12 protein-coding genes and 1 pseudogene are annotated in these 15,319 nt (G+C 69.1%); 8 read left to right on the top strand and 5 right to left on the bottom strand.

Annotated elements, in window-relative coordinates:
• The first annotated feature begins 87 nt into the window (after positions 1–87).
• Positions 88–1,299, top strand: a complete 1,212-nt coding sequence (locus SROS_RS22790; protein ID WP_012891283.1) for an IS110 family RNA-guided transposase — start codon at positions 88–90, stop codon at positions 1,297–1,299.
• Between the two features lie 102 nt (positions 1,300–1,401).
• Here SROS_RS22790 and SROS_RS22785 read toward each other — a convergent pair whose 3' ends face one another.
• Complete coding sequence (locus SROS_RS22785; RefSeq protein ID WP_012891282.1) at positions 1,402–2,013, bottom strand: RICIN domain-containing protein; 612 nt, start codon at positions 2,011–2,013, stop codon at positions 1,402–1,404.
• Between the two features lie 622 nt (positions 2,014–2,635).
• Here SROS_RS22785 and SROS_RS22780 point away from each other — a divergent pair.
• Positions 2,636–3,865, top strand: coding sequence for an IS110 family RNA-guided transposase (locus SROS_RS22780; RefSeq protein ID WP_012891281.1), 1,230 nt, complete (start codon positions 2,636–2,638; stop codon positions 3,863–3,865).
• Positions 3,866–4,076: 211 nt separating this feature from the next.
• On the opposite strand, the gene SROS_RS22775 is transcribed toward SROS_RS22780, so the two are convergent.
• From SROS_RS22775 to SROS_RS22765, 3 genes are read right to left on the bottom strand one after another with little or no spacing between them, the layout of a single operon-like run.
• The gene (locus SROS_RS22775) at positions 4,077–5,867 is read right to left on the bottom strand and encodes an FtsX-like permease family protein (RefSeq protein ID WP_012891280.1); all 1,791 of its coding nucleotides are present in this window, start codon (positions 5,865–5,867) and stop codon (positions 4,077–4,079) included.
• Positions 5,868–5,872: 5 nt separating this feature from the next.
• Complete coding sequence (locus tag SROS_RS22770) at positions 5,873–6,604, bottom strand: ABC transporter ATP-binding protein (RefSeq protein ID WP_012891279.1); 732 nt, start codon at positions 6,602–6,604, stop codon at positions 5,873–5,875.
• Positions 6,601–7,134, bottom strand: a complete 534-nt coding sequence (locus SROS_RS22765) for a PadR family transcriptional regulator (protein WP_012891278.1) — start codon at positions 7,132–7,134, stop codon at positions 6,601–6,603. The genes SROS_RS22770 and SROS_RS22765 overlap by 4 nt, the downstream gene beginning before the upstream one ends.
• A 127-nt stretch (positions 7,135–7,261) precedes the next feature.
• Between SROS_RS22765 and SROS_RS22755 the strand changes: the two are divergent.
• The 3 genes and pseudogenes from SROS_RS22755 (at position 7,262) to SROS_RS22745 (ending at position 9,869) form a co-directional block, all read left to right on the top strand.
• A pseudogene (locus SROS_RS22755) lies at positions 7,262–8,446 on the top strand (IS3 family transposase).
• Positions 8,447–8,458: 12 nt separating this feature from the next.
• Positions 8,459–8,713 carry a hypothetical protein gene (locus SROS_RS49790; protein ID WP_043652676.1) on the top strand — a complete coding sequence of 85 codons (255 nt, stop codon included), beginning with the start codon at positions 8,459–8,461 and terminating at the stop codon, positions 8,711–8,713.
• Positions 8,714–8,771: 58 nt separating this feature from the next.
• A complete protein-coding gene (locus SROS_RS22745; protein ID WP_012891276.1) occupies positions 8,772–9,869 on the top strand; it encodes an IS630 family transposase in 1,098 nt (365 codons plus the stop codon).
• Between the two features lie 118 nt (positions 9,870–9,987).
• On the opposite strand, the gene SROS_RS22740 is transcribed toward SROS_RS22745, so the two are convergent.
• Complete coding sequence (locus SROS_RS22740) at positions 9,988–10,662, bottom strand: pyridoxamine 5'-phosphate oxidase family protein (RefSeq protein ID WP_012891275.1); 675 nt, start codon at positions 10,660–10,662, stop codon at positions 9,988–9,990.
• 347 nt (positions 10,663–11,009) lie between these two features.
• Between SROS_RS22740 and SROS_RS51680 the strand changes: the two genes are divergently transcribed.
• The 3 genes from SROS_RS51680 (at position 11,010) to SROS_RS22725 (ending at position 15,224) form a co-directional block, all read left to right on the top strand.
• Positions 11,010–11,378, top strand: coding sequence for a helix-turn-helix domain-containing protein (locus SROS_RS51680; RefSeq protein WP_052317015.1), 369 nt, complete (start codon positions 11,010–11,012; stop codon positions 11,376–11,378).
• A gap of 311 nt (positions 11,379–11,689) precedes the next feature.
• Positions 11,690–14,146 carry a cation-translocating P-type ATPase gene (locus tag SROS_RS22730; protein WP_012891274.1) on the top strand — a complete coding sequence of 819 codons (2,457 nt, stop codon included), beginning with the start codon at positions 11,690–11,692 and terminating at the stop codon, positions 14,144–14,146.
• A gap of 211 nt (positions 14,147–14,357) precedes the next feature.
• On the top strand, positions 14,358–15,224 hold the full coding sequence (locus tag SROS_RS22725; RefSeq protein WP_012891273.1) for a universal stress protein: 867 nt from the start codon (positions 14,358–14,360) through the stop codon (positions 15,222–15,224).
• The last annotated feature ends 95 nt before the right edge of the window (positions 15,225–15,319 follow it).

The following is a 15,319-nucleotide window of genomic DNA, read 5'->3' as shown; positions in this document are numbered from 1 at the left end:
AGAAGATCGTCTCGCCATAACGTGGATGCCGGCTGCCGTCGCCAGATCTGTGACCAGGCCAAACCCCGCTCGAACTGGAGTAGTGGCATGAGCGTCGACTACGCGGTGTTTGTCGGCTTAGACGTGGGCAAGGGCGAACAGCACGCCTGCGCCCTGGACCCTGGCGGCAAGAAACTCCACGACAAGCCCCTGCCCAACGACGAACAGCGCCTGCGCGCGCTGTTCGGCAAGCTCAACACCCACGGGCCAGTGCTCGTCGTGGTCGACCAGCCCGCCTCCATCGGCGCACTGCCCGTCGCCGTGGCTCGCGCCGAAGGCTGCCAGGTCGCCTACCTGCCCGGCCTGACCATGCGCCGCCTGGCCGACCTGCACCCCGGCAACGCCAAGACCGACGCCCGCGACGCCTTCATCATCGCCGACGCCGCTCGCACCTTGCCGCACACACTTCGACGGGTCGACGCCGGCGACGAAGCCCTCGCCGAGCTGGAGGTTCTCGTCGGATTCGACGATGACCTGGCCGCCGAGGCGACCCGGGTGACCAACCGGATCCGCGGACTGCTCGTCACCATCCACCCGGCGCTGGAGCGGGCGCTCGGGCCGCGCCTGCACCATCCCGCCGCCCTGGAGCTCCTGGCACGCTTCGGCGGCCCGAACGGCCTGCGAGACGCCGGACGCGAGCAGCTCCTGACAGTCGCCCGGCCACTGGCTCCGCGCATGGCGGGCCGTATGGTCGACGACGTCTGGGCCGCGCTCGAAGCCCAGACAGTCCTCGTCCCCGGAACCAGCGCGGCCGAGACCGTCCTGCCCCGCCTGTCACAATCGCTACGAAGCGTGCTCGACCAGCGCAAACAGGTCGCGGCCGAGGTAGAGGCGATGCTTGATGCCCACCCTCTCGCCAAGGTCCTGATCACCATGCCCGGGCTCGGGATCAGGACCACCGCACGGCTCCTGCTGGAGATCGGCGACATCTCCGCCTTCGCCACCCCCGGGCACCTCGCCGCCTACGCCGGGCTCGCCCCGGTGACCCGCCGCTCCGGTTCGTCGATCAAGGGTGAACACCCGCCCAAGGGCGGCAACAAGGCACTGAAACGGGCCATGTTCCTCGCCGCGTTCGCATCTCTGTCCGACCCCGAAAGCAGGGAGTACTACGACAAGAAGCGCGCCGAGGGCAAGAAGCACAACGCCGCCCTGATCTGCCTCGCCCGTCGCCGTTCAGACGTCATCTACGCCATGCTCCGCGACCGCAAGCCCTACCAACCCCGCCGGAAGAACCGCACCCGAAAGCCCTCGGCCGCTTGACGAATCCCATAGGGACACCCCCCGCAGGTAAGCGGCGGGGGGGGGGGGGGGCGGCCCCGCTACCACGCATCGGGGGTCAGGATGCGTCAGCCGCTTCGCGGCTTAGAGGACGTCCCTCCACTTGGACAAATCCGTGCCCGGCGCACTCGTTTCGTAGATGCCCTTTCTGCGGGCGGGCACGGCTTCACCGGACAGGTCGACCTGGTCGAAGCGCCACTGCTGGTTGGCGCCACCGCGGGCGGCCAGCACGGCCTGGTGATTGCCGTGGCCGTCGGACAGGACGGTGGCGACCTTGTCCTCATGCGGGCGCGGCCAGATCATCCCCCCGCCGGAGTTCCACTGGGTCTGGCCCGGCACGCCCCAGCCGATCAGACCCAGCCCGACCGGCTGGGAGAAGCCGTCCAGGGGTCCGACGTGGAGGGTGAAGGTGCTGCGGATGTCCTTGTTGACGTTGACCAGGTGCCAGTCCTCGTCGCCGTAGGTGTTCTTGATCTCGCTGAAGAACCACACCTCGCCCCGGTGGCCCGTGGGCGTGCGGAGGGTGAGGACCTGGTCGTTGGTGTGGGAGTAGGGGATGTAGCCCTCCTCGCCGGTCAAGCGGTCCCGTGCCTTCTGGGCGCCGTGGGTGGTGCCCCCGTGTGCGGCGGCCAGGCACAGCCCGGTGCCCTCGTTGACGATGCGGAAGAACTTGCCGGATGGGAACGCGTCGCTCACTTCACTCCTTGAAAAGGATCTATGACTCATGGTGACGAACTGGGCGGCGGTCGACCCTCTCGCCAATGTTACTCAGAGTGACATCACATCTACATACAGTTCATGTTGTGTGGGAGGAGCGTGCGAGTTCCGATCCGCGCGACCGCCGTTGCGGGCGCCGCCTTCTTCGCGGCCACGCCGGTGTCCGCTCCAGCACACGCCCAGGCACCTTGGTGTGACTGGTGCAACGGCAGCACGGGGCAATGGCTCCGCAGCGGCGAAGGTCAATACGGCGACGTCAACGGCCGGATCATGATCTGCCGCAACGGCCAGTGGGTACCCGCGTAAACGGCAACGTAGCAACCACACAGGGTAGCGATGGTTGCTCAGCGCTACTAATCACTCCTAACGAGTTCAGCCGCTCCGGCAGACTCGGGCCTGAACAGCCGCCAGTGGGTGAGCACTTATAGCTACCGGACCTTGAGTCCCGCGCAAAGATCGTGCCCCCACTGGTCGGTTGGGAGAGTTGATCGCCGCTGGGATGTCGTGCCCACCCGTAGGGGTATGAGCACTGCTTGATTAGTTCGCTGACGGTTCTCCCGCAGGCTGTTGAAATCGATCGGTGTCGAAAACGGGAGAAGCGTTGCGCCTGTTCGTGGGAGATGACTGGGCCGAGCAACATCACGACGTCGAGCTGATGGACGCCTCGGGGCGCAGGCTGGCCAAGGCCCGCCTGCCCGAGGGAGTAGCCGGGATGACCAAACTGCACGCGATGATCGCTGAGCAGGTTGGTCAGGACGTGGAGGCCGCCGATGTCGATGTGCTGGTGGGGATCGAGACCGACCGCGGCCCGTGGGTGCAGGCGCTGCTGGCGGCCGGATACACGGTGCTGGCGGTCAATCCGCTGCAGGCGGCACGGTATCGAGAACGCCTGAGCGTGTCGGGCGCCAAGAGCGACGCGGCCGACGCGCACATGCTGGCCGACATGGTCCGCACCGACTCCCACCAGCTGCGCCCGGTCGCCGGCGACAGCGCCGAGGCGGAGGCGATCAAGGTGGTGACACGGGCGCACAAGACATTGATCTGGGAACGGGCCCGCCATGCTCAGCGGTTGCGGCACGCGCTGCGCGACTATTTCCCCGCCGCCCTGGAGGCGTTCGAGGACCTGGCCGCAACCGACACCCTGGAATTGCTGGCCAAGGCCCCGGACCCGGTGTCGGCGGCCAAGCTGACCATCGGCCAGATCACCGCCGCGCTCAAACGAGCTCGCCGCCGGGGTATTGCCGGCAAGGCCGCGGCGATCCAGGTAGCGCTGCGCACCGAGCAGCTGGGTCAGCCAGCAGCCGTGACCGCTGCCTACGCCGCCACCATCAAGGCGGCGGTGGCGGTCCTCACCGTGCTGGGCGAGCAGATCAAGGCCCTGCAAGGGCAGGTGGAGGACCATTTTGGCCGGCACCCAGCCGCTGAGATCGTCCTATCGCAGCCGGGGCTGGGACTGGTCCTCGGCGCCCGGGTGCTCGCAGAGTTCGGCGACGCCGAAGGCCGCTACGTCAACGCCAAAGCACGCAAGAACTACGCCGGCACCAGCCCGATCACCCGGGCTTCCGGCAAGAAGAAGGTCGTCCTCGCCCGCTACGTGCACAACGACCGGCTCATCGACGCCCTCGATTCTCAAGCCTTCACCGCCCTGCAGGCCTCGCCCGGCGCCCGCGCCTACTACGACCGGCTCCGCGCCCGCGACGTCTGCCATCACGCCGCCCTCCGCCAGGTGGCCAACCGCCTCGTCGGCATCCTGCACGGATGCCTGAAGACCAGCACGCTCTACGACGAAGCAACCGCCTGGTCACATCACACCAAACCACTCACCGCTTGACACCCTAAGCACCTGGGATGTCTTTGCCCCTGGTGGCGCCGACCCGAGCGGAGGGCCGCGTAGGCGCGGCTGGTGTTGTCGGCCAGACCGCCGGCGATCCGGGCGCGGGCCGCCTCGCTCAGCTCCCGGTCGGCGGTGGTCGCCGCGACGATGTCCGCCAGAGTCGTGGTGTCAGATGCCGGCCGTGCCGGCGCCTGCTGAGCGGGACCGGTCACGCTGTTTCGGCGCTGAGGGTCTGCGCCACGGGCCGACGGGCCGCCAGACGTGCGGGCAGGGCGGTGAGTGCCGCCGTCACCAGGAGGATCGCGAGCGCGGCGCCGAGCAGCCAGGAGGAAGGAGGTTCGGCCGCATTCCTGGCGGCGAAGAGCGAGAGCAGGCCGATGCCCAGAGGGACGCCGATGACGGCGCCGGGCAGCGCGGGCAGGAGCTGGGCGGTGGACAGTCCCGCGGTGATCTGTCCGGGGGTGGCGCCGAGCGTACGTGCGATGGCCATGTTCGCCCGGGCCTCCATGGCGGTGCTCCAGGTGAGCGTGATGGTGTTCACGACGGCGAGGGCGATCAGCAGGATGGTGACGGCGACCATCAGCCGGCGGTCGTGCTCGCCGCGCAGGTTGGGCAGGGCGGAGGAGCCATCCAGGCCGTAGCCCCTCTCCGGCTGGGCGTAGAGGGTCAGCAGGGCGACGATGGCGATCACCGTGGTGGCGGTGGAGCACGCCTGCAGCACGGCGCGGCCCGGCCGGCGAGCGGTCAGCCGTAGCCCGAGCAGCAGCGGTGTGGGCAGCAATGCGGACAGCGCGGTGAGCCAGGGGCGGCGACGGGGCTGATGCGTGGTGGCGGTCAGCGCCGTGACGGTCGCCGTACGCATGGCCCGCAGCGTGGGACGCAGCGAGGACAGCACCGCCACCGCCACGGCGAGGACGGTCGCCGTGGCAACGGTGGCGCCACCGGGTCCGACCGCGTCGCCGATCCGGCTGGCGGTGGGGCTGGCGATGGCGGGCACGGTCAGGCGGGCGATCACCAGCCCCAGCGCGTCGCCGGCCAGTGCCAGCGCCAGGTACTCGGTGAGCAGGACGGCGGCGATCAGACCCGGGGCGGCGCCGACGGCCTTGAGCAGCCCGGCCCGGCGCGTCTGCTCGACGGCGCGTCCCGCGGCCAGCGCCGCCACTCCGGTGATGGCCAGGAAGCTGAGCAGCCAGCTACCGACGACCAGGATCGGCTGGCTGTCTCTGAGGATGACCATGTCCTGCCTGGCCGTGAACTGCCATGAGTGGAAGTTGATCCTGAGGGTGGAGAGGCGGTGGGCGTCGCGGAAGGCCTCGGTGGCGGCGGGGTCGCGCAGCTTGAGGTCCAGGGCCAAGGTCACCGGGAGATTGTGGGACGACGCCAGCGCCCGGGCGTCTGATCGGGTCATCCAGGCCAGGCCGGTGTAGTCGCTGGGGCCCCCGTACGGGCCGATCTGCGCCGCCCAGGGGTAGATGGAGGTGGCCGCGGTGACGGCGATCCCGACGACGGGGTACGACCGGCCGGCGATGGTGACGTGGTCGCCGACACCGACGTCCAGCGCGGCGGCGAAGCCGCGTTCGAGGACCGTGCCGCCGGAGCGCACCCAACGACCCGAGGTCACCAGCGGCCGGTTGACCGCGCCGGGTGTCTCGGCGAAGCCCTGCACCACCACCGGGGACGAGGCGGAATCGCGCGTGGTGAGGTCGGCGTAGACGACGCGATAGGGGCCGTGGTGGGCGATGACTTCGGGAGCGTCCGCCAGCAAGGCCAGGGCCGCGGTCACGGCGGGGCCCGTCTCGCCGGAGAGTGCCACCACGTCCGGCCCGGCGGTGGCCGCGCGGGTCTGCTCATACAGCGCGTCGCTCACGCCGCGCAGGGACAGGCCCAACGCCAGGGTGGCGGTGGCCACGGTCACCGCGAGCAGGAGCATCGCGGCCTGGGCCTTGTGCCTGCGGAGGTCGGCCAGCACCAGGCGCACGACGAGCGCGATAGAGCCCATGACGTTCAGCCCTCCAGCCCGATCAGGCCGCCGAGCCACCCGGTGCCGGTGCCGGCCAGCCGGGTGTCGTCGACGAACATCCCGTCGCGCATCGAGACCAGCCGATCCGCAGTCGCCGCCACCCGCTCGTCATGCGTGACGATCACGAGGGTCTGCCCTGCGGAACGCAGGTCCTCGAAGATCCTCAGCACATCGAGCGTGGCCGCGGTGTCCAGGTTGCCGGTCGGCTCGTCGGCCAGGACGACCAGCGGGTCGTTGGCCAGCGCGCGCGCGATGGCGACCCGCTGACGCTGCCCGCCCGACAGCTGCGAGGGCAGATGCCGGGCGCGGTCGGCGAGTCCTACCCGTTCCAGCAGCAGGCTCGCGCGCCGCCTGGCCTGGCCGAGCGAGCGCCCGGCCAGTAGCGCGGGCAGCTCCACGTTCTCGGCCGCCGATAACTCCTCCACCAGATGGAAGGCCTGGAAGACGAACCCCACCGACCTGCGCCGCATGCGCGCCAGAGCCCGCTCGCTCAGCGTGTCGATGCGCCGCCCGGCCACCCACACCTCTCCATCGGTAGGCCGCTCCAGGCCGCCCAGCAGGGTCGATTTCCCGCAGCCGCTGGGCCCCATGACGGCCAGCGTCTGCCCCTCGGGAACCTCCAGGTCGACCTCGTCCACCGCACGGACCCGGCTCTGCCCCCGACCATGCGTCTTCACCAGGCCGCAGGCCCGGACCACGGCGCTTGACACGTTCATCCACCCTCATCTTCGTCATCGACCTTGGACCAGGCCCGCTCACAGGCATCCAGCCAACGCAGGTCCGCCTGCAACCGCAGCACGACCCCTTCCAGCAGCAGCCCGGCGCCCGACCCCGCCGGCTCGGCCAGCGCCGCCTGCTGCGCCTCACGCAAGCGGCGCAGCAACTCACGGCGCTGCGCCGCCACCAGCTCCACCGGGTCGGCCAGCCGGGCCGCGGCGGCAGCGGCAAGCTTGAGATGGAACTCCGCCAGGTCCGGTTTCGGCCAGCCCACCTCGGCCAGCCAGGCGGTCACCCGTTCCTGCCCGGCCGGCGTCAGCACATAGACCTTGCGTTCCGGCCGCTCGGGCAGGCCGTCGGCCCGCTCACAGACGACGAGCCCCGCTCGCTCCAAGCGGGCCAGCGTCACATAGATCTGACCACGGTTCATCGACTCGCCCAGCGGGCCAAGACTGTGCCGCAGCCGAGCGTGCAAGTGGTATCCGTGCGACGGCTCCTTGGCGAGCATCGCCAGCACTGCGTCCTGCATGTCACCCCCTAACGGTTGGCCAATAGATAGCGGTTACCTACGAGAGGTGTCAAAACACTGGAGTTGGCCCGGTTTGGTGGACACCTGATCTCTGGGGAACCCTGGTTCCCGGAAGAAGGAGTCTGCTGTGCCGAACAACTATCCGCCGGAGTTTCGCCGGCAGATGGTAGAGCTGGTGCGCGCGGGACGGACGCCGGAGGAGCTGGCCAAGGAGTTCCAGCCTTCCGCGCAGTCGATCCGTACCTGGGTGCGCCAGGCTGATCTGGATGACGGCCGCCGCCAGGACGGGCTGACCAGCGCCGAGAAGGACGAGCTGGCTCGGCTGCGCCGGGAGAACAAGATTCTCCGTGAGGAGAAGGAGATCTTGCGCAAGGCCGCGGCTTTCTTCGCGCGGGAGACGGATCTGCCGAGATGAAGTTCCGGTTGATTCATGCGGAGAAGGACCACCACAAGGTCTCCCTGCTGGCTCGGGTGCTGGGTGTGTCGCGCCAGGGCTACTACGCCTGGGCGGCCCGGCAGCGGCGCGGCCCGTCGACTCGAGCCCGTCGCGACGCCGAGCTGACCGAGCGGATCCGTCGGCATCACCAAGCGTCTGATGAGATCTACGGGGCGCCACGTATTCACGCCGACCTGCGCGAACTGGATGGGGTCCGGGTGGGCCGCAAACGAGTGGCCCGGCTGATGCGCGTGGCCGGGCTGGCCGGGGTGAGCAGGCGTAAGGGCGCCCGCACCACTGTCACCGATCCGCGCGCCAGATCTGCATCCGACTTGGTCGGGCGCGACTTCTGTGCCGAGGAGCCAAACCGGATCTGGACCGCTGACATCACGTACGTGCCGACCTGGCAGGGCTTCGTCTATCTGGCGGTGGTGCTGGATGTCTTCTCCCGCCGGATCGTCGGCTGGGCGATGGCCGAGCACATGCGCACCGAGTTGGTGACCGATGCGCTGGCGATGGCGCTGCACCAGCGCCACCCCGAGGCCGGGGTGATTCACCACAGCGATAAGGGGGGTCAATACACCTCGTTTGCCTTCGGTCAGCGCTGTGAGCAGGCAGGCGTCCGCCCGTCGACGGGCCGGAACGTGCTTCGACAATGCGATCACTGAGAGCTTCTTCGCCTCGCTGGAGTGCGAGCTGATTGACCGGCGCACCTTCCGCACCAGGTCAGAAGCCGAACGGGCCCTGTTCAGCTACATCGAGGGCTTCTACAACCCGCGCCGCCGTCACTCCGCCAACGGCCAGCTCAGCCCCGCCGAATACGAACGCCGACACGCGCTCAAGAACGCCCAAGACCTTGACTATGCTGCCGCGTAGTCGCAAGCCCTGATGTGTCTATCGAACCGGGGCAACTCCACAGGTTCGTCGTGGATCAACCAGGTCGAGCGGTGGTTCGGCTTCCTGACCGACCAGTTGATCAGGCGTGGAGTCCACAAGAGTGTGCAGACGCTGGAGGCCGACATCCGCGACTGGATCAGCCAGTGGAACGAGGATCCCAAGCCGTTCGTGTGGAAGAAGACTGCGGAGGAGATCCTCGAATCCCTCACCCGATATTGCCGACGAATTTCAGGCGCGCCACACTAGTGTCCTGCGCCGGTAATCCGTCGTTAGATCCTGTGTGAACTCTTCTTCCAGTGAGCCGGTGCGTCGTCGGGGTCCGAAGCTGGAGCCGGTGGTGCTCTCCGATGACGAGCGCGCGGTGCTGGGGCGGTGGATGCGGCGGGCGAACTCGGCGCAGTCGTTGGCGCTGCGAGCGCGGATCGTGTTGGCGTGCGCGGGCTCTGCGGTTCCACCGATCATCGGGGTGGCCAGGGAGTTGAGGGTGGCACCCGACACGGTCCGCAAGTGGCGGCGGCGGTTTCTGGCCGATCGGCTGGACGGGTTGATCGACGAGCCCCGACCGGGGCGGCCGCCCACCATCGCCGCCGAAGAGGTGGAAGCGGTCGTGGTGGCGACGCTGGAGGAGATCCCGAAGAACGCCACGCACTGGTCGCGGACATCGATGGCGGCCCGCAGCGGCCTGTCGAAGTCCACCATCGGCCGGATCTGGAGGAAGTTCCAGCTCAAGCCGCACCTGACCGGCACGTTCAAACTGTCGACCGATCCGTTGTTCGTGGAGAAGGTCTACGACGTGGTGGGTCTGTATTTCAACCCGCCCGAGGGCGCGGTGGTGTTGTGCGTGGATGAGAAGTCGCAGAGCCAGGCTCTGGACCGGTCGCAACCGGTGTTGCCGATGATGCCCGGCATGCCGGAGCGGCGGACCCACGACTATGTACGCAACGGCCTCACCACCTTGTTCGCGGCCTTCGACGTGGCCACCGGAGAGGTCATCGGTTCCCTGCATCGCCGGCATCGGGCGGCGGAGTTCAAGAAGTTCCTGATCAAAATCGACAAGCAGGTTCCCGCTCATCTCGACGTCCATCTGATCTGCGACAACTACGGCACCCACAAGACGCCGGCGATCCGCGCATGGCTGGAGCGCCATCCCCGCTTTCACATGCACTTCACCCCGACTGGCTCCTCCTGGATCAACCAGGTCGAGCGCTGGTTCGGTTTCCTTGCCGATCAGATGATCCGTCGCGGCGCACATAAGAACGTGCAAGCCCTCGAGGCCGACATCCGCGCCTGGATCAAGAACTGGAACGCTGACCCCAAGCCGTTCATCTGGACCAAGACGGCCGAAGAGATTCTCGACTCCCTCGCCCGCTTCTGCCAACGAATCTCAGGCGCAGGACACTAGGACGCGGTGACCTTCGGCAGAAGGTCAGATGGCATGTCGGCAATCGAATGTGCAGCTGGAGGGGAGGAGCGGGGCGGCCGGAGGCGGATGATCATTCGAGTAGCCGTCTCGGCGGAGCTCACGGGCCGTGCCAGATACGGCGGCCGGTGATCTCGGCAGGAGTGATCTTGACGTAGAGTTCGCGGTCGCCGCCGGCCCAGGGCCGGACATTCAAGGTCATCACGGCCGCCTGCTCCTCGGCGGTGGAGACGTGGTGGACGCCACCCCGGATGAGCACGCTCCAGCCTTCGCTGTTGGCATCGTCGATCCGATCGATCTCGAAGGCGATTTTGAACTCGACGCCGTTCACGCCGGTGCTCAGGTTCGCGTCGAACGGGCCGCCGAAGGCGGTGCGGAAGATCACGGAGCCTTCGTGGAGGACGTAATTGACCGGCAGGATCATCGGGCCGCCGAGGTCGTTGAAGGCCAGCCGGCCGACCCCGCCGGGGGAGATGAGCCGTAGACACTCCTTCGTGTCCAGCTTTTCCAGCTCAGGATGACGGGCGGCGGTGCCTCGTCCGGGCGGGAGGTCGATGGTTCCTCCGAGCAGTTCCGCAGTGCTGGTATCCAGAGCGCAGGCCAGGCGATTTATGGTCTCGATGGCAGGCGCGGCCGCCCTCTGCTCCACGTAGGCGAGGTAGGCGGGGGCGATTCCGGCACGGTTTGCCAGCTGCTCCCGGTCGAGGCCGAGACTTTCACGTCGCCTGGTGATCCGGCGGCCGAGGTCACCAGGAGCATTGAGGCGTTCAGCCATGGGATTCTCCCAACAAAAGGCGGATATCGTCGGCGGAGACCAGGTGCGCAGCAGCGGTCAGCGCTCCTTGCTGTAGTAGCGTTCTTGAACTTTTTCTCATACGGTGGGTCTGCTTCGGATACGACGCCTAACCTTTACGGTCGGCCTCTGAGGATGTCCTTTCATTAAGAACGCTATGGCGAGGGGAAGCAGGGAGAACAGGGCCAAAAGTCCTGTTCATTGCGGCCGGCTGACCTCATCTGTTCAGGTGCTTGACTCGGGTGATGTCCGCGGCCTGTGCGGGAAATCTGGTCGACCTGCTCGCCGCAATAGCCATACAGCTGAGGTCTTGGCTCGTTGGGCCAGACGTGGTGAGAACACTCGTACGGACGATCATCCTGAAGAACGAGCGGATCACGGGCCTGTCGGTCGAGGTGATCGCGGAGTTGGTGGCCGAGATCGGACCGCTGTGGCAGGCCCGGCACCAGGCCGCGCTCGCCAGTCGCCCACGACGGCGCACCATCGGTGCCGGCGCTGGGCACAAGCCGGTGTTCGTCGACCGGCTGCCGGCCACACTGGTGCACCCGCGCCACGGCGTCACCCATGACGTGCCGGGTTGCCGGTCCGGCGTCGACCGCTCCACCATCACCCGCGCCGTCCACCAGGTCCGCCCCTCCTGGCTGAACGGGGTTGCGGCATCACCGCGGGACGGCAGTTGCGAACTCTGGCCGATGTGATCTGCCACCTGGGAAGCAGCGGTCAAGAAGCGATCTTGGACGCCACCGGAATCCAGGTGCGCCGCCCGGCCGCCGCCCCCCGAGCGAGATCGCTTCATCTCCGGCAAGAGCCGGATGAACGCGATGAAGACGATGGTCCCCACCGACCTTTCGAGGGGGCCCGCAGTTTTGCGGCGAAACCCGCCGTCATCACGGCCGACGCATTCCCCGAGGCAGCCCTGGTCAGACGCGGATGACAGAGGCCGAAGGTCCCTCGCCTCGATGGCCTTCGCCTCACGCTCCGGCCGCCGTTTCGATGATCTGCTGAACGTATGCACGCCGACACGGACACCATGCCGGGCCTCAGCGAGGCCGAAGCCGCCCGGCTGCTGGACGGACACGGACCCAACGAACTGCCACAGTCACGACCTCCCACCCTGCTCGCCCGCTCGGCCAGGCAACTCGCCGACCCGCTGTCGATCCTGTTGCTGATCGCCGGGCTGGTGACGCTGGTGGTCCTGGCCGAGGTCCCCGAGGGCGTGGCGATCCTGACCATCCTGCTGGTGAACGTGGTCATCGGGGTCAGCCAGGAGGTCAAGGCCGATCAGGCGGTCCGCGCGCTACGCAACCTCACCGCGCCCATGGCCAAGGTACGGCGCGGCGGTATCACCCGGCGCGTCCCAGCCGCAGAGGTCGTGCCCGGCGACGTGATCGAGGTCGCGGCCGGCGACCGGGTGCCCGCCGACGCCCGCGTGATCAAGGCGAGCGCCCTGGCCGTCGACGAGGCCGTGCTGACGGGGGAGTCGCAGTCGGCCGACAAGCGAGCCGGCGGCGCGACCGGCCTCGGCATCCTGCTCGGCGACCGTGATGGGGAACTGTTCTCCGGAACCCTCGTCGTCCGCGGTGGGGGGATGGCCGTCGTGGAGCGGACCGGCGCCGCAACCGAGATGGGACGTATCGCCGGCGCCCTCGAAGGACAGCCGAAGGGACCGTTGGAGGCGGACCTGGCGCAGGCGTCCCGGCGGATCGGCCTGCTCGCCGTGGCGGCGGGTGTGGTCATGGTGCTGATAGGGCTGACCCGGGTCGGCCGGGGCGAGGCCGCGCTGCTCGACATCGTGCTGGCCGGGGTCGCGCTGGCCATTGCCGCCGTCCCCGAGAGCCTCGCCGCCGCGGTCACCACCGCCCTGGCGCTCGGTTCCCAGCGGATGGCGCGGCTGGGTGTGATCGTCCGCCGGCTTCCGGCGATCGAGGCGCTCGGCGCCACCACCGTCATCGCCTCCGACAAGACCGGCACGCTGACCACCGGGCGACTTACGGTCGTCGACCAGGTGACCGTTCCCGGCGCGGACCTGTGGCGGGCCGCGCTGCGCTGCAACGATGCCCGTGACGGGCTCGGCGACACGGTCGACGTGGCGCTGCGCGCAGCGGCCGAGCGCAGCGGGGCCCGGCTCGCCGACGGCGAGGCACGGCTGGCCACCCGGCCCTTCGACGCCGAGACCCGATCCATGGCCGTGGTGACCGTCGGGCCGCTGCTGACCGTGAAAGGAGCGCCGGAAGTCGTGCTGGCCCGCTGCGCGGTCGGCGAGCAGACACAGCACCTGGCGGACGCCGTGGCAGGCCTCGCCCGGCGGGGATTGCGCGTGCTCGCACTGGCCGAGGCGGCCACCGCGGATCTGGACGCCGACGGGTTGCGCCCGCTCGGTCTGGTGGGGTTGCGCGACGAGATCAGGCCCTCGGCCCGTCAGGCGGTCACGGACTGCCGCGCGGCCGGCATCCGGGTCATGATGGTGACCGGAGACCACGGCGACACCGCCCGGGCCGTGGCAGAGGAGGTCGGTATCCAACCCGACCCCGTGGTCACCGGCGCCTGCCTCAACGGTGACGACAGGAGCGCGCGGCTGCGCGGGGCGGCCGTGCTGGCCCGCGTGGACCCGGCCACCAAGCTCGACCTGGTCCACGCGCTGCGCGCGCACGGTGAGATCGTCACCATGACCGGCGACGGCGTCAACGACGCACCCGCGCTGCGTCACGCGGATGTGGGCGTGGCGATGGCGGGCGACGAGGGAACCGACGTCGCCCGGGAGGCGGCTGCGGTCGTCGTCACCAACGGTGAGCTCGGCACCATCGTCACCGGGGTGCGCGAGGGACGGCGCCTGCACCACAACGTCGCCTCGATGATCGGCTATCTGCTGACCGGGAACCTGGCGGAGATCATCCTGGTGCTCGTCGGCTTGATCCTCTGGCCAGACCTGATCATCCCTCTGCTCCCCGTGCACCTGCTCTGGATCAACCTGGTGCTGGACGGCATCCCCGCCATCGCCCTCGGCGTCGACAAGCCCGCCGGGGACCCTCTGGCACTCCGTCCACGGCGGGGCGGCCTGCTGTCCGGCGCAGTGCTCGGCCGCGTCGCGGTGCGATCGCTGATCGTCGGTCTGCTCGTGATCATCGCGGTCGAGGCCGCCCGGAGGATGGACTGGAGCGCGGAGCAGGTCCGCACCCAGGCGGTGCTCACGCTGGTCTTCGCCCGGCTGACCCTCGCCTACGTCGTGCGGGCCCGCAGGTGGACCTTCGAACGAGGCTGGTGGCGCGGCCGCACGATCCTTGTCGCGGTCGCCGCCACCGCGCTGCTCCAAGCGCTCGTCACCCTCGTGCCACCGCTCGGCGCCCCGCTGGCCCTGATGCCACTGCCTGCAGCCGGATGGGCGATGGCCCTGGCGGCAGCGGCGCTCACCCCGCTGCTCTGCGACCTCGCACGGCCACTCGGCAGCAAGGAAGCCGACGCCGGCTGACAGCAGAACCCCGTGGCGGGTTCAGTCGCCCGGCCCCCTCCGCTTCACGACGGCGACAGCAGGCCGCCGGCTGTTCCGGCGATGATCGGGAGGCTCCGATGGTCGCCGTGCCTCTCACCTGGTGACCGGAGGTCCCATGGAGAAAGGACCTTTGCCGGTGTCGCCGCCATGCCGTCCAGCGATGTGATGAGAGCAAGGAAGGGAGAACGTCATGATCCTGGTGGGAGTCGACGGCTCACCGGCCGCGCTTGAGGCCGTGAGCTGGGCCGTACAGGAGGCAGCGCTACGCGGCGCCGGGCTGCGCGTCGTGCACGTCATGCCGGCCTGGCCGCTGGAGATGTCCGAGGACGCCCCGTACGCCGACGTGGGCCGCTGGATGCGCGACGGGGCCGCCTCCATGCTGACGGAGGCGCTGGAGCGGGCCCGTGAAGCGGACGCTCGTGTCAGGGTGGAGTCGCAGCTGCTCCCGGGCGACCCCCGGCTCGTCCTGATCGAGGCGGCGAAGGACGCCGACCTCCTGGTGGTCGGCAGCCACGGGCTGGGCGGCTTCTCCGGCATGCTGCTGGGATCGGTCGCGCTGGGCGTGGCCGGACACACCTCCTGCCCGGTCGCCGTCGTGCGGACGGTGCCCGCACAGGCACGCGGCGAGGTGGTCGTCGGCGTCGACGGCTCCCCGGCCGGCGCGGCCGCCATCGAATTCGCCTTCGCCGAGGCGTCCCTGCGCGGCGCCACCCTGCGGGCGGTTCACGCCTGGAGCCAACCCATCGCCGGCTGCGGCCCCTTTGCCCTGGAGTCCGCGCAGGAGACGGCCGGAGGCGAGCGGCGTCTGCTGGCCGAGGCGCTGGCGGGCTGGGGTGAGCGCTATCCGGATGTCAAGGTCACCGAGCAGGTGGAGCACATGCACCCGGTGGAGGCCCTGAAGAACGCCTCAGCGCACGCCGACCTCCTGGTCGTGGGATCACGCGGACGCGGCGGCCTCGCCGGGCTCCTGCTGGGCTCGGTCAGCCACGCGCTGCTGCACCACACCGCCTGCCCGCTGATCGTGACACCCGCTCCGGCGACGCCCCGGCACACCTGATCAGAAAGATCACCTTGTCGATGATCGTACGAATGGGCGGAGATACTTCTCCCTTGTCACCGGCCAATCCAGAGCCGTTGCCGGGCAGAGGTCTG

Origin of the sequence: Streptosporangium roseum DSM 43021 (assembly GCF_000024865.1) — a bacterium.
In the GTDB taxonomy this organism is placed as follows: Bacteria; Actinomycetota; Actinomycetes; order Streptosporangiales; family Streptosporangiaceae; genus Streptosporangium; species Streptosporangium roseum.
This window is presented reverse-complemented; position numbering and strand designations above follow the sequence as displayed.

What these genes read in the sequence shown, in the direction of transcription:
- SROS_RS49790 (WP_043652676.1), top strand. Translation starts at nt 8,459, where the DNA reads ATGTGTCTATCGAACCGGGGCAACTCCACAGGTTCGTCGTGGATCAAC.
- SROS_RS22765 (WP_012891278.1), bottom strand. Translation starts at nt 7,134, where the DNA reads ATGCAGGACGCAGTGCTGGCGATGCTCGCCAAGGAGCCGTCGCACGGA.
- SROS_RS22770 (WP_012891279.1), bottom strand. Translation starts at nt 6,604, where the DNA reads ATGAACGTGTCAAGCGCCGTGGTCCGGGCCTGCGGCCTGGTGAAGACG.
- SROS_RS22740 (WP_012891275.1), bottom strand. Translation starts at nt 10,662, where the DNA reads ATGGCTGAACGCCTCAATGCTCCTGGTGACCTCGGCCGCCGGATCACC.
- SROS_RS22725 (WP_012891273.1), top strand. Translation starts at nt 14,358, where the DNA reads ATGATCCTGGTGGGAGTCGACGGCTCACCGGCCGCGCTTGAGGCCGTG.
- SROS_RS22790 (WP_012891283.1), top strand. Translation starts at nt 88, where the DNA reads ATGAGCGTCGACTACGCGGTGTTTGTCGGCTTAGACGTGGGCAAGGGC.
- SROS_RS22730 (WP_012891274.1), top strand. Translation starts at nt 11,690, where the DNA reads ATGCACGCCGACACGGACACCATGCCGGGCCTCAGCGAGGCCGAAGCC.
- SROS_RS22775 (WP_012891280.1), bottom strand. Translation starts at nt 5,867, where the DNA reads ATGGGCTCTATCGCGCTCGTCGTGCGCCTGGTGCTGGCCGACCTCCGC.